The following is a 14170-nucleotide window of genomic DNA, read 5'->3' on the forward strand; positions in this document are numbered from 1 at the left end:
ACTCCAACATGCGCTTTCTTCCAAATCTCCTTGCCATGGCAAGTGCGGTGTTGTTCCTGTCCTCCTGCAGCGACAGCCTGCCGGGTGGCGCGCCGGTCAGCAACGAGATCCTCAAGGAAGCCGGCGAAGAAACGGCCGATTTCGCCTTCTACCCCGTCACCCGCGCGTTCCTGCCGATCGTTCACCAGTGGCCGCCGACCGGCAAGCAGGAAAACCTGTCCTGGATCGGCAACACGCGGGGGGCCAAGACCCAGATCATCCAGCCTGGTGACCGACTGACCCTGGCCATCTGGGACAGCAGTGAAAACTCGCTGCTGACATCGATACAGCAGAAGAACGTCAACCTCGAGAATGTCATCGTCGCGTCGAACGGGACGATCTTCATGCCTTACGTGGGCAATATCAGCGTGATCGGCATGACGCCCGACCTCGCCCGCGAAGAGCTTCAGGCATCGCTGGAGGCCATCGTCCCCTCGGCACAGCTGCAACTGACCATGTTCGAGGGGCGCAACAACTCGGTCGACCTGGTGACCGGCGTGGCAAGCCCCGGCACCTATCCGATGCCCGACCGGAACTATACTGTTCTGGGGCTCATCTCGGCCGGTGGCGGAGTCAGAACGGGGATGAACAATCCGCAGGTGCGGTTGATGCGGGAAGGACAGATCTTCGGCACCTCGGTCGACCGGCTGCTGGACAACCCCAACTATGATACGCTCCTGCGCGGCGGCGACCGGGTCTTCGTCGAGGAAGACCGCCGCTACTTCCTGTCATACGGCGCAGCCGGGACGGAAGACCTCCATATTTTCACCAAGGACGAGATGTCGGCGATGGACGCGGTCGCGGTCATGGGCGGGCTCAACGATTCCAAGGCCGACCCGCGCGGCCTGATCGTTCTGCGCGAGTATCCCGCCTCGGCCGTCTCGACGGGCGTGCGTGGCCCGCGCATGACGCGCGTGGTCTTCTCGCTGAACCTTGCGACGACCGATGGCCTGTTCTCGGCGCGGCGTTTCCGCATCAATCCCGATGACCTGCTCATCGCGACGGAATCGCCGATCAACGACATCCTCACGGTGTCGACCATCATCGGCAACTTCGTCGGCGTGTTCAACGCGACGTCGAACATAGGCAACTGACGAACCGGCGCGGACCTCAGGGCATGGGGATCCGCACCGCCTCGGGCACCAGTTCGTTCATCTGGCGGATATGTTCGGGCAGGCATTTGGTGAGGAAATCGTATTTCTCCACGACCGACTTGCGCGCTGCCACGCCGAGATGCGCATAACCCTCGGGGTTCGACAGCACCTCGACAACCTGGGCGGCCAGCGCATCCGGATCGAAGAAATCGACCAGCAACCCGGTTTCGCCATGCGTCACCGCCTCGCGCACGGGGGCCACGTCGGAGGCGACGATGGTGGCCTGCATCGACATCGCTTCGAGCAGCGACCAGCTGAGAACGAAGGGCATCGTCAGGTAGATGTGGCAGCGCGACAGCTGGATCACCTGGCAGAACTTGGAATAGGGAACCCGGCCCAGGAAATGCACGCGGTCCCAGTCGACACTGGCGCCGACCTCTTCCTCCATCTCGGCGCGCAGCCCACCGGGGTGCTTGCTTTTGCGGCCGTATGACACCTCGTTTCCGCCCAGCACGATCACCCGCGCATTGGGTCGCTCACGCAGGATTCGCGGCAATGCCCGCATGAAGATGTGAAATCCCCGGGCATGTTCGAGATTACGGGCGAGATAGGTGAAAACCTCGTCCTCGCGCGTGAGCGGCTTTTCCAGCCGCCCGAGCTCGAGGCTGACATCCGGGTCGGGTTGCAGCCGGTCTGTGCGGATCCCGTCGTGACAGGTGTAGAACTTGGAATGGAACAACTCGGGGAAACAGTTCTTTTGCCACTCGGTCGGGACATGCCCCTTGTCGACCACGTGCAGGTTGGCAAAGGGAACCGCGTTGCGCGCGTGCAGCAGGAACGGCGAATGATCCGATGGCGGATCCTCGGGGTCGAAACCGACGAGACCGCCCTTGCTGAGGTAGAAATACTCGAAGAAGCCCAGGATCGGCACATCGGGCCAGACCTGCTTGAAGAACAGAAGCTCTCCCCAACCGGTATGACCGACGATGAGGTCCGGCTTGAACCCCTTTTCCTCTTCCAGCCGACGGGCGGCCATGGCGGCACCAAAACCCGCGCCGGTCGCCTCTTCCCAGACCTTGCTCAGCCCGTAGGCATCGGATTTCGGCTTGTGATGAGGGCCATAGACCAGCGTGGCGACGCCCTCGATCTGCGGCGGGGGGCGGCGCTGCGTCAGGAACACGATCTGGTGTCCGCCCTGCGCCACGAGGAACTGCAGAAGCTCGCGATACTGGCCGGGCATGTTCTGGTGTACAAAGAGTATTTTCATGAAACGCGCCTTCGGGACAATGCCCGAACTGCTTAGCAAGAGCGGGCCGTACCTGTCACCTGCCTGCCCCACATTGATGCCACGTCGTGTCCTGCCTGCCCCGCCGCGATGACGGGCGCGCGGAGATATGGTAACGCAGAGGAAAGCCGAACAAGGGCACCGGGCGTCAGCCACGGATCGGAGACGAGGGGCAGAGATGGCGGAACAGGGTGAAGTCTTGCCGGGCGAGGCGGATATGGCGGCGGTCCAAGCCGCCATGGCGGACGGCCGTGTTATCGAGTTGTTGCCGGTCGGGGTCATCGACGCAGAACACCTCGTTCGCGATCGCCTGGCCATCGACGCGGACGAGATGCAGGCCCTGACCGATAGCTTGCGCAGGCGCGGCCAGCAGATGCCGATCGAGGTCGTACCCCTTCCCCGTCCCGGCCCCAATGGCGAAACGCATGGGCTGGTGTCGGGTTGGCGGCGGCTGACGGCGCTGCGCCGGCTTGCCGAGGAAACCGGCGATCCGGCTTTCGCGACCGTACGCGCGATGGTGGTCACGCCGGACACTGCGCAGGATGCCTACCTCGCCATGGTCGAGGAGAACGAGATCCGCGTGAACCTGAGCCATTACGAACGCGCACGCATCGCCTGCAAGGCGATGGAGGAGGGCGTCTTTGCCAACCAGCGCGCGGCGCTGCAGGGGTTGTTCGGCAATGCCACGCGGTCCAAGCGATCCAAGATCGGCACGTTCATCGTTTTGGTCGACAGTTTCGACGATGTTCTGCGCTTTCCTTCGTCGATCAGCGAAAAGCTGGGCCTCGCCCTCGCCCGCGAGATGGTCCGCGACCCCTCTCTGACGCAAGAGATCAGGGAGGCCCTGGCCGAGGCAAAGCCCGTCAGCGCGCTGGACGAGATGCGCCTGCTGGCGGCAATGGTGACCGCCCGCGCGGAACAGGCCGCATCGCCGGAGCGGACGCAAGAACCGCGCGCCGCCGCGGAACGCACGGCGCGCGAGGTGACACGGATCACCGAAGCTCTCGAACTGCGCTTTGACGCGGATCGCGGGCGGATCGAACTCGTCGGTGCCGACGCGACCGACACGCTTGCCGCCGACCTGCGGGCTTGGCTGACCGAGCGCCTCGGCGCATCCGAAGGTTAAAGCTCGTAATACTCCCGGTACCACTCCACGAACCGGGCGACCCCTTCGGCCAGAGGGGTCTGAAGGTCGAGACCGGTCAGATCCTTCAGCAACTGCGTCTCGGCCCACGTTGCGGGAACATCGCCGGGCTGCATCGGCAACATCCGTTTTTCCGCCACCTGCCCGCAGGCCGCTTCGATCGCCGAGATGAAATCCATCAGCGCCACCGGTCGGCTGGCCCCGATATTGACCACGCGGAACGGCGCAACCGGGCTGAGGCTGTCGCGCTCACCCACCGGCGCATCGCCGGGGATCGCATCGCCCAACGCGCGGATCGCGGTGACCAGATCGTCGACATAGGTAAAGTCGCGCTGCATCCGCCCATGGTTGTAGACGTCGATGGGCCGCCCTTCGAGGATCGCGCGGGTGAACTTGAAATACGCCATGTCGGGCCGGCCCCACGGCCCGTAGACGGTAAAGAAACGAAACATAGTGACCGGCAGCCGATAGAGATGCGCATAGCTGTGCGCCATCGCCTCGTTCGCCTTTTTCGTGGCCGCGTAGAACGACATCTGTGTATCGGCCTTGTCGGTCTCGGCATAGGGCATCGCCTCGTTCGCGCCATAGACCGAACTGGTCGAGGCAAGCAACATGTGCTCTGGCGGGTGGGCGCGCGCGGCCTCCAGCAACTCGAACGTGCCGATCAGGTTCGCCTCCACGTAGTCACGCGGCGCATCGATGGAATGCCGCACCCCGGCCTGCGCAGCCAGGTGGATCACGCGCGACGGAGCGTAGCGGCCAAAGATCTCCATCAGCACGCCCGGATCCTCGAGCCGCGCGGTCACGGCGGCAAACCCGTCTTGGCGGGTCAGTTCGGCCAGCCTGCGCCGCTTCAACTCGGGGTCATAATAACTGTTGAGTGAGTCGAGGCCGATCACCTGCCACCCCTCGGCCAGCAGCCGCAGGGACAGGTGATACCCGATGAACCCGGCCGAACCGGTGACAAGGACGCTTTTCATGCCCAGCGCTTAGCCAGCGTGCCGAAGGGCTGTCAAACCTTTCGCTCGGTGAGCATGGTTTTGCCGCCCCGACTGTGTCCACGAAACGTGCATCCCGAGACAAACACCCCGCCGGACCACGCGCAAACACCTGCCATGCAACCATTTCCGGGCGCGAAAGGTTGGTGGATGCGGCGTGCGGACGTTGCAAGGCGGGTAACAAAGCGTGACCGGTCCGACTGCCGGTCGGCCGCGCTTTGACTGGTCTTGAACGGCGTGATCGGGATATGACTGACCGCGAAAGAAAAGATCGAGGTGGCAGAGCATGTGTGGAATTGTCGGCGTCCTGGGGCATCATCAGGCAGCCCCGATCCTTGTCGAAGGTCTCAAGCGGCTGGAATATCGCGGCTATGACAGTGCGGGCATCGCGACCATCCATGACGGGCATCTCGACCGCAGGCGCGCCCTTGGCAAACTGGTCAACCTGAGCGACCTGCTGGTGCATGACCCGCTCGCCGGCACAGCGGGCATCGGCCATACGCGTTGGGCCACGCATGGTGCCGCCACGACCCGAAATGCCCACCCGCATGCCCGCGGCAAGGTCGCCGTCGTGCATAACGGCATCATCGAGAACTACCGCGAGCTGCGCGCCTTTCTCGCCGACAAGCAGGTCGTGCCCGAAACCGAGACCGATACCGAGACAGTTGCCATGCTCTGCGACTGGTTCATCGGGCAGGGACAGGCTCCTGTGGAGGCGGCGCTCAGCACGATCTCGCGCCTCGAAGGGGCCTATGCGCTTTGCTTCCTTTTCGATGGCGAAGAGGACCTGATCGTCGCCGCCCGCAAGGGCAGCCCGCTTGCCGTCGGCTGGGGTGAGGGCGAGATGTATGTCGGCTCGGACGCGCTGGCACTGGCCCCGATGACGGACGAGATCACCTATCTCGAAGAAGGCGATATCGCCGTCGTGACGCGGGCGGGTGCAAGGTTTCTCGATGCCGATCAGCAACCGGTGGAGCGTCTCCGCCGCCGGGTATCCGTCGATGCCAAGGCCGCCGACAAGGGCGGCTATCGCCACTTCATGGCGAAGGAGATCGCCGAACAGTCCTCGGTTCTGGCAGATGCGGTGGAATACTACCTGTCCAGCGCCGAGGGTCGTGCCGCGATCGAGACCGGACTCGATTTCAGCCAGGTCGACCGGTTGGTGATGGTGGCCTGCGGCACTGCCTCGCTGGCCTGTCACACGGCGAAATACTGGTTCGAACAGATCGCGGGCATCCCCGTCGAGGTCGATATCGCCTCCGAATTCCGCTATCGCGAGCCGCCGATCTCGGACCGGACCATCGCGCTTTTCGTCAGCCAGTCGGGCGAAACCGCCGATACGCTGGCGGCGCTGCGCTACTGCGTCGGCAAGGCGGGCCGGATCGTGTCGATCGTCAATGTCGCGGAAAGCTCCATCGCGCGCGAAAGCGACGTGGCGCTGCCCATCCTTGCGGGACCGGAAATCGGTGTCGCCTCGACCAAGGCCTTCACCTGCCAGCTCGTCGTGCTGGCCGCGCTCGCGCTGCAGGCAACCCGCCAGCGCGGCGCACGCGATGACGCCGCATTGGCCACGCTCGAAGGGCAGCTTCGCCAGATGCCCGGTTACGTCGCCGACGCGATGACCTGCGAGGATCAGATTCGCGACATCAGCAAGGAACTGGCCCAGTTCGAGGACGCGATCTTTCTTGGGCGCGGCGCGATGTATCCGCTGGCGCTCGAGGGCGCGCTCAAGCTCAAGGAAATCAGCTATATCCATGCCGAGGGCTGCGCCAGTGGCGAGTTGAAGCACGGCCCCATCGCGCTGATCGACAGCGACATGCCGGTGATCACGCTGGCGCCCCGCGACAACCGCTTCGACAAGATCGTGTCGAACATGCAGGAGGTGATGGCTCGCGGCGGCAAAATCGTGATGATCTCGGATGCGCAGGGGATCGAAGAGGCCGGAGAGGGGACCTGGCACCGCGTCGCCCTGCCCCGCGTGGACAGCCCCTTTGCGCCCATCGCCTATGCGGTGCCGATCCAGCTTCTGGCCTATCACACCGCGGTGGCCAAGGGTACCGATGTGGACCAGCCGCGCAACCTCGCCAAATCGGTGACGGTTGAGTGAGGCGCGACCGCGCGCGACCGTCAGGGCGCGCGCCCGGCCCAACCGGCCAAGCGCATCCTTGATGCGCGTCCGACGGGCGGGAGCCCCCGCCGCATGGCGCGGCCTTGACGGCATCGCGGGTTAAGGAAAGAACGGGCGCGACCGCACGGGACGAAAGGAACGGCATATGAGTGGAATTCTGGCCGAAGCCGAACGGGTGATCGGGATTGAGGCACGCGCGCTCGACGCGCTGGCCCGCAACATTCCCGCCGATTTCGAACCCGCCGTTCAGGCGATCCTCGCCTCCGGGGGCCGTGTCATCGTCTCGGGCATAGGCAAGTCCGGCCATATCGGCGCCAAGATCGCCGCGACGCTCGCCTCGACCGGCACGCCCGCCTATTTCGTTCACGCGGCCGAGGCCAGCCATGGCGACCTGGGCATGATCACCCGCGACGATGTCTGCCTGTTGATCTCGAACTCGGGGGAAACCGCCGAACTGGGCGACATCACCGCCTATACGCAGCGCTTCTCGATCCCGATGATCGCCATCTCGTCGCGTCCCGACAGCACGCTGATGCGCGCGGCAACCTATCGCCTGCCGCTTCCGCCCGAACCCGAGGCCTGCGCCATCGGCATGGCCCCCACAACTTCGACCACGCTTACCCTGGCACTGGGCGACGCGCTGGCAGTGAGCCTGATGAACCATCGCGGCTTCCTCGCCTCGGACTTCCAGGTCTTTCACCCGGGCGGCAAGCTGGGCGCGCAGATGGCCAGGGTCGCGGCCTTCATGCACACAGGCGACGCCATACCGCTCGTCCCCGCCACGGCGCACATGGACGAGGTGCTGCTCACCATGACCTCCAAGGGGTTCGGCACCACCGGTGTTCTGGATACGGATGGCCGGCTTGCAGGCATCATCTCGGACGGTGACCTGCGCCGCAACATGGCCGGGCTGATGGACCGGACCGCGCTGGAAATCGCCACGCGCAAGCCGATCACGATGGGGCCCGACAACTTTGCCGCGCAGGCGCTGGCCGTGATGAACGACAAGAAGATCACAGCGCTTTTCGTCCTCGATGACGATAACCGCCCGCTGGGCATCCTGCATCTGCATGACTGCCTGCGCGCCGGGGTGGCCTGACACCGGGCGCGCGTGCTAGATCGCGGGCAAGAGTCCTGCGGAGACAAGCCATGACAGACCCCAAGATCATCGACATCGCCGGCATCCCGGTCGGCGGCACCAACCCCTATGCGCTGATTTCCGGCCCCTGCCAGCTGGAAAGCCTCGACCACGCCCGGATGATGGCCGAAAAGCTGATGGAGGCCTGCGCCAGCGCGGGCGTCGGGCTGATCTTCAAGGCCAGCTACGACAAGGCCAACCGCTCCTCGATCACCACCCAGCGCGGCCTGGGGATGGAGGAAGGGCTGCGGATCCTGTCGCAGATCCGCGAGGAATTCGGCTGCCCCGTTCTGACGGATGTGCATGACCCCTCGCATTGCGCCCCCGCGGCCGAGGCGGTCGACGTGCTGCAGATCCCCGCCTTCCTCTGCCGCCAGACCGACCTGCTGCTGGCGGCGGGCAAGACCGGCCGCGCGATCAACGTCAAGAAGGGCCAGTTCCTTGCGCCGTGGGACATGGCCAATGTCGCGGAAAAGGTCGCCTCGACCGGAAACGAGAACATCCTGCTGTGCGACCGTGGCACATCGTTCGGCTACAACGCGCTTGTCAGCGATTTCCGCGGCCTGCCGATCATGGCGCAAACGGGATATCCGGTCGTGTTCGATGCCACCCATTCGGTGCAACAGCCCGGCGGGCACGGGGCAACCAGTGGCGGCCAGCGCGAATTCGCCCCTGTTCTGGCGCGCGCGGCCTGCGCCGTCGGTATCTCGGCGCTTTTCATCGAAAGCCACCAGGACCCGGACAACGCGCCCTCGGACGGGCCGAACATGATCCCCGTGGATCAGATGCCCGCCCTGCTGAGCGAATTGCGCCGCTATGACGACCTGACCAAGAACCGCTGAACCGGCATCGGGTGGGGAGTTATCTCACCCCGCCAATCCGTCAGGCCAAGAGGTCGAACAGCTCTCCACCGATCTGCAGGTTGATGGCATCCTGACCCTCGCCATCGACCAGCGCCCAGAGGATCTGGCCGGTGGGACGGTGGATGATGAACGCCTCTTGCAGCATGTCATCGCCCGAGCGGTCACCACCGGGCAGGGTGGAGTGGTTGTAGTTGATCTGGAACTGCGCGGGACCAGCCGCCCCCTGGCCAAAGATCAGCACATCGTCTTCGTCGGCGTTGTAATCCTGCACCCAGTCCGAGCCGTGATCGACGACCCCGAGATGAAAGAACCTGTCCGCGCCCGCGCCGCCATTGAGTCGGTCATACCCGAAACCGCCATTCAGGAAATCATCCCCGTCATTGCCGAACAGCTCGTCCGACAGCGCACCGCCGCTGATCTGGTCGTTGCCCTGCTGGCCTGCGATGAAATCGGTACCGAACCCGCCATTCAGCGTGTCGTCGCCCGTCCCGCCATAGATCAGGTCGTTGCCATATCCGCCATCGACACTGTCATCGCCACCCTGACCGAAAAGCTCGTCACGCAGATCGTCCTCGGTCTCGCCCCCTGTCAGCGTGTCGTCGCCCTCGCCGCCGATCAGCGTGTCGCGGCCATCCCCGCCATGCATCTGGTCGCTTCCAGCGCCGGTCGTCTCGATGCGGTCGTCACCGTCCCCACCATAGAGGTAGTCCCGCCGGTCCGCGCCGATCAGCGTGTCGTTGCCGCCCTCGCCATAAAGTGAGTTGTAGTTGCGCGACGTGCCCTCGATCCTGTTGTCCAGCTCGTTGCCGTAACCCTCGATGCCCAGGACATCGTAGGGCGCGCCGGTTGAATTGCCGATCAGGCGCAGCCCCTCGACGTGATCGGGCAGCGGCTGCCCCCAGCTTGCGATAACGACCTGGTCATAGCCGCCATCCGCCTCTTCGACGATGGTGCCGCGCGACAGGTAGATGTCGTCGCCCGCGCCACCGACCAACGTATCCTCGCCGCCATTTCCGTCCAGCCTGTCCGCGCCGTCGCCCGCTTCGATCCGGTCATTCCCGCGCTGACCCTTCAGATCGTCCGGCCCGTCGGTCCCGGTGATTACCAGCCCTCGCAACGGTTGCAGGCTGACGTGGGTGTCGTCGCCCACCGTCCGCGCCTCGATCAGAAAGGTCCAGTCGGGCGCGTCAAAGGTGCGCTGCCCAAAAGAAAAAGTGCTCTTCCACTCCGCATCGGCATCGGTATTCACCCGGATGACGGTTGGGCTCAGCTCGAAATACTGCGGCCTGCCATAAGTGACATCGAGGTTCGTAGTGGTCAGCTGGACGCCCTCGATCACCACGAGATCGCCCGGCGAAAACCGGTTGTAGAGATCACCCGTCAACGACTGCAGCGATCCACGGATCGTGGTGGCCTCATCGTTTGATTGCAGAAAATAGGTATCGGGCCCCGGCCCACTGGCAATATCCATCACTCTTTACCATTTGATCACGATGACGCGACGCTAGGTATCAAACAGGAACTTGCCAAACCTTTCGACACCCTGCCCATCAGGCCAGCAGATCAAACACCTCTCCACCGACCTGAAGGTTGATGGCCTCCTGCCCGTCGCCATCGACAAGCGCCCAGATGATCTGGCCAGTGGGGCGATAGATGACAAAGGCCTCCTGCACCCCGTCCTCGCCCGAGCGTTCACCATCCGGCGTCTGTGTATGCGCAAGATTGATCTGGAACTGGTCGGCCGTTGCGGCCCCTCCGAAAACCAGCACGTCGCCCTCGGCGGCGTTGTAATCCTGCACCCAGTCCGAGCCATGATCGGCAATGCCGAGGTGAAAGAACCGGTCGGCGCCAGAACCCCCGTTGATCCGGTCATAGCCGAAACCGCCGTTGACGAAATCATTGCCATCCCCGCCGAACACGAGATCGGAGAAGGCAGAGCCTGTCACAACGTCATCTCCGGCGCCGCCGATCAGCGTATCGGTTCCAAACCCCCCGGCCAGCGTGTCATTGCCCGCATCACCGCGCAGTTCGTCATTGCCGTAACCCCCGTCGGCACTGTCATTGCCGTCGCCGCCATAGATCACGTCGCGCAGGTCGGCCTCGGTTTCGCCGCCGAAAAGCTGGTCATCACCGGCGCCGCCGATCAGGGTGTCGAGACCATCGCCGCCCAACAGCCGGTCATCACCCGCCTGACCGTCAAGCACGTCATTGCCATCGAGGCCGGACAGCAGATCGCGCGTGACGTCGCCGCGCAGAACGTTGTCGTCGGCGTCGCCTTCGAACGGGCGATAGGGCAGGTTGGCGAGGTCGAGTTGCAGGACCTCGGCCATCGCGGGACGGATGCCGTTGCCGGACTCGCGCAGATCGTTGAGGGCGAATGTGCCGTCGGACGTACCGTCGGTGACCCAGATCAGGTCATCGTTCTCACCCGATGCGATCGTGAAATAGCCGATCCCGTCATAGGTTTCGAGGATGACCGGAAAGGAGCCGTCTTCGCCCGGTGTGATATCCGCAACAAGCCCGGTGCCCTCCGGCGTGCCATCGCTGACATAAAGTTCGGTTCCCGACGCGCCGTTCGCCACGATCAGCACGCGGCTGTCATCCAGAACCTGGATATCCCAATTCAGGTTGTAACCGTCGAGCGGCCCCGAGGGCAGGCCCGTCCCGGTCAGTTGCACGGTGCCCGCGGTCGTGCCGTCGGTCACGAACAGTTCTGCCCCGTCGTCGCTATCGGTGCGCGCGTAAAAGAAGAACCGGTTGCCCAGCGCGGCGGTCCGCAGCGCGAGGTCATCACCCGGATAGCCGCTGCCCTCGCCGGGAAAGATGTCGCGTGTAAGGTAGGTGCCGGCAACCCCGTCGCTCGCCCAAAGCTCGATCCCGCGCGATTCATCATTTACGCGCCGGTCGTCCCAGTAATAAAGCCGCTCGGCGGTCGACCCGGCAAAGACGGCGCGGAAGACGACGATTTCAAGGTTCGCCCAGGTCCCGCTGTCAGCGTCGTAGCGAAAGAATTCCTGCTCGTTGCCCGCCCAGGCATACTGGATGACGGTGCCGCCCACCTCGAAAACCTCGATCGCCTCGATATCGTTCGTGGTTTCGTTCCAGTCCAAGGCCTTGGTGACGTCCAGGTCCGGGGTGATGCGGTAAAGGTCGACATCCTTCGTGCGCGAGGGCCCCCAGCTTTCGCGCGCCCAGACCTCGTCGCCGAGGTTCCAGTAGGTCGAAACCGGTTCGTCGATCAGAAGGCGCGGCGCAGAGACGCCATCGGTATGCATAAGCGCTTCGCCGCCAGCGATCGACGTGTCCGCGCGCTCGCTGAACGCAAAGAACAGCGCGCCCCCGCCGAAACTGCTGAAAGCGGCGGGCGAGAAAAGGTCCGTTCCGGTGGTGTCGGTCAGTTGATAGCTGAACCCGTCGCCCGAGGATACCACGAGTCGCATGCTGTCGATGAAACTCTCAGGCTCGTCATATCGCGATTGCGTCGCGAAAAGGTTCGGCTCGATCCCCGCGTAGCCCACTTGCCCGTCATCGTCGATATAGTTGGAATCCGGGTGCGAGGTGGGTGCGATCTCGAACGTGAAATCCGTTCCGAGCAGCCAGCCATAGGTGCGCTCTCCCCCGAAGCGTTCATGGTTGGCCTTGAAAACGAGAACCTCCGCCAAAGTCCTGCCCCCTCAAATCGATTGCAAAATACCCCTCGGCATCCGCAGCGTTGGCGTGGCGCGCGACGGATCCTGCCGCGAGATTACCACGAAACGGCATATCGCCAAAGGCACCGGCACCGTGCGGCGGCCGGTCGATCGGGCCCGAAGTCAGCCCATAAGGTCGAAAATCTCGCCGCCCGCCTGTACATTGATGGAGCTTTGCCCCTCGCCATCGACCAGCGCCCAGATGATCTGTCCGGTGGCACGCAGGATGATAAAGGCCTCCTGTACGTCATCCGCGCCGGACCGCTCGCCATCCGGCGTGGCGGTATGGGCAAGGTTGATCTGGAAGTCGTCGAACGTCGCCATCTGCCCGAACACCAGCACATCGCCTTCGACCGCATTATAATCCTGCACCCAGTCCGAGCCATGATCGAACACGCCAAGGTGAAAGATCCGGTCCGCCCCGTCGCCGCCATTGATCCGGTCATACCCGAAGCCGCCATTGACGAAATCATTGCCCGCGCCGCCAAAGACAAGGTCCGAAAGCGCGCCGCCGGTGATGCCGTCATCGCCCTCCTGGCCCTGCAACTCGTCGGCCCCGAACCCGCCCGAGAGCGTGTCGTTGCCCTCCTGGCCAAAGATCTGGTCGTTGCCATGGCCCCCGTCGATCTGGTCGTTTCCGGCCCCGCCAAAGATCACGTCGCGCAGGTCATCCTCGGTATCGCCGCCGAGAATCGTATCGTCGCCATCGCCGCCGTTGAGCGTATCGTTGCCATCGCCCCCGCGCAGATCGTCATTGTCACCCTCGCCCAGCAGACGGTCATCGCCATCGAACCCGATCAGCGTGTCGTCACCCGGTCCCCCGATCAGCGTGTCATTGTTGCCGGCCCCTTCCAGAAGGTCCGGACCAACCCCGCCCGGCAGGTTGACCGCGGGATCCAACAGGCGGAACACGACATCGTCGCCAGACCGATCCGCACTGAACGGGGTGTCGTCGTCGATCCCGGTCAACAGGATCTGAACCTCTTCGCCCTCGCTTATGATAAGCACCGACTCGTCGCGCACCTCGAACTGATCCGGCCCGGTGAACAGGTTGCCAAAGCCCACGAAATGCAACTCGTCCTCGGTTGACAGCCCGCGTATCACGTCGAGGTTAAACTCGTCGAGCGTGCCGATCAGCGTATCGCGCCCCGGACCGCCATCCTGCGTGTCCTGACCCGGGCCGCCATTGAGAAGGTCGTCGCCTGCATCGCCGATCAGATCGTCATTGCCGATCCGGCCCAGGATCGTGTCGTGACCCGCAGCCCCGTTGAGAAAGTCGTCGGTGTCGAACCCCTTGATCAGGTCGTTACCGGCCGTGCCCCTTTCATCGAAAAAGAACCGGTCTGGCAGAACAAGCTGGGCAAAGCCCGGGTTGTCCTCGATCCTCTTGCTGGTGGTGTCCAGATTGCGCGCCGTCTCGCCCAGAATGGCGTCAAGCGATACCGGTTCGGGAAATTCGATGAGCCGCGCCTGTGGCCTGCCGTCGACCGTCGCCGTGATCGATATCGAGGTGATCGTGCCAAAGCCTTGCGGCGTGACACCACCGGCGAAATCGATACCCGTTCCGTTGAGCGAAACCGCCCGGCTATCCGGCTGGCCGCTTGTCTCTGGCAACGACCAGCCGTCGATCGTGCCGTCGAGGATGATCAGCCTGTCGACACCGCCGTCGCTGGGCCTGCCACTGCCAAGCCCCTCCGCAACCCTTGCCGTGATACTGTTGAAGAACTCGATCAGCCATTCGACCGCCGTGCAGTCTTCCGGCAGGATCAATTCGCCTGAAACACGCATTTCA

Annotated in this window: 10 protein-coding genes; 5 read left to right on the forward strand and 5 right to left on the reverse strand. The window is 64.0% G+C overall.

Going from position 1 to position 14170, the window contains the following annotated elements:
• Positions 1 to 8 precede the first annotated feature (8 nt).
• A complete protein-coding gene (locus ACFORG_RS02295) occupies positions 9 to 1133 on the forward strand; it encodes a polysaccharide biosynthesis/export family protein (protein WP_386733754.1) in 1125 nt (374 codons plus the stop codon).
• 16 nt (positions 1134 to 1149) lie between these two features.
• On the opposite strand, the gene ACFORG_RS02300 is transcribed toward ACFORG_RS02295, so the two are convergent.
• Positions 1150 to 2400, reverse strand: a complete 1251-nt coding sequence (locus ACFORG_RS02300) for a glycosyltransferase family 4 protein (protein WP_386733755.1) — start codon at positions 2398 to 2400, stop codon at positions 1150 to 1152.
• A gap of 196 nt (positions 2401 to 2596) precedes the next feature.
• Between ACFORG_RS02300 and ACFORG_RS02305 the strand changes: the two genes are divergently transcribed.
• Entirely contained in the window at positions 2597 to 3544 is a 948-nt protein-coding gene (locus ACFORG_RS02305) for a ParB/RepB/Spo0J family partition protein (protein WP_386733756.1), read from the forward strand.
• On the opposite strand, the gene ACFORG_RS02310 is transcribed toward ACFORG_RS02305, so the two are convergent.
• Entirely contained in the window at positions 3541 to 4542 is a 1002-nt protein-coding gene (locus ACFORG_RS02310) for an NAD-dependent epimerase/dehydratase family protein (RefSeq protein WP_386733757.1), read from the reverse strand. The genes ACFORG_RS02305 and ACFORG_RS02310 overlap by 4 nt on opposite strands.
• Positions 4543 to 4846: 304 nt before the next feature.
• Here ACFORG_RS02310 and glmS point away from each other — a divergent pair, with 304 nt between their 5' ends.
• The 3 genes from glmS to kdsA all read left to right on the forward strand — a co-directional run bounded on the left by glmS (position 4847) and on the right by kdsA (position 8668).
• Positions 4847 to 6667, forward strand: coding sequence for a glutamine--fructose-6-phosphate transaminase (isomerizing) (glmS, locus tag ACFORG_RS02315; RefSeq protein ID WP_386733758.1), 1821 nt, complete (start codon positions 4847 to 4849; stop codon positions 6665 to 6667).
• Between the two features lie 166 nt (positions 6668 to 6833).
• A complete protein-coding gene (locus tag ACFORG_RS02320) occupies positions 6834 to 7787 on the forward strand; it encodes a KpsF/GutQ family sugar-phosphate isomerase (protein WP_386733759.1) in 954 nt (317 codons plus the stop codon).
• A 50-nt stretch (positions 7788 to 7837) separates the two neighbouring features.
• The gene (gene kdsA / locus ACFORG_RS02325) at positions 7838 to 8668 is read left to right on the forward strand and encodes a 3-deoxy-8-phosphooctulonate synthase (RefSeq protein ID WP_386733760.1); all 831 of its coding nucleotides are present in this window, start codon (positions 7838 to 7840) and stop codon (positions 8666 to 8668) included.
• A gap of 40 nt (positions 8669 to 8708) precedes the next feature.
• Here kdsA and ACFORG_RS02330 read toward each other — a convergent pair whose 3' ends face one another.
• From ACFORG_RS02330 to ACFORG_RS02340, 3 genes are all read right to left on the reverse strand, one after another.
• The gene (locus tag ACFORG_RS02330) at positions 8709 to 10160 is read right to left on the reverse strand and encodes a calcium-binding protein (protein WP_386733761.1); all 1452 of its coding nucleotides are present in this window, start codon (positions 10158 to 10160) and stop codon (positions 8709 to 8711) included.
• A 79-nt stretch (positions 10161 to 10239) separates the two neighbouring features.
• On the reverse strand, positions 10240 to 12351 hold the full coding sequence (locus tag ACFORG_RS02335; protein ID WP_386733762.1) for a hypothetical protein: 2112 nt from the start codon (positions 12349 to 12351) through the stop codon (positions 10240 to 10242).
• Between the two features lie 150 nt (positions 12352 to 12501).
• Positions 12502 to 14166 carry a calcium-binding protein gene (locus tag ACFORG_RS02340; protein WP_386733763.1) on the reverse strand — a complete coding sequence of 555 codons (1665 nt, stop codon included), beginning with the start codon at positions 14164 to 14166 and terminating at the stop codon, positions 12502 to 12504.
• Positions 14167 to 14170 lie beyond the last annotated feature (4 nt).

This window comes from Lutimaribacter marinistellae (assembly GCF_042648365.1).
GTDB lineage: Bacteria > Pseudomonadota > Alphaproteobacteria > Rhodobacterales > Rhodobacteraceae > Lutimaribacter_A > Lutimaribacter_A marinistellae.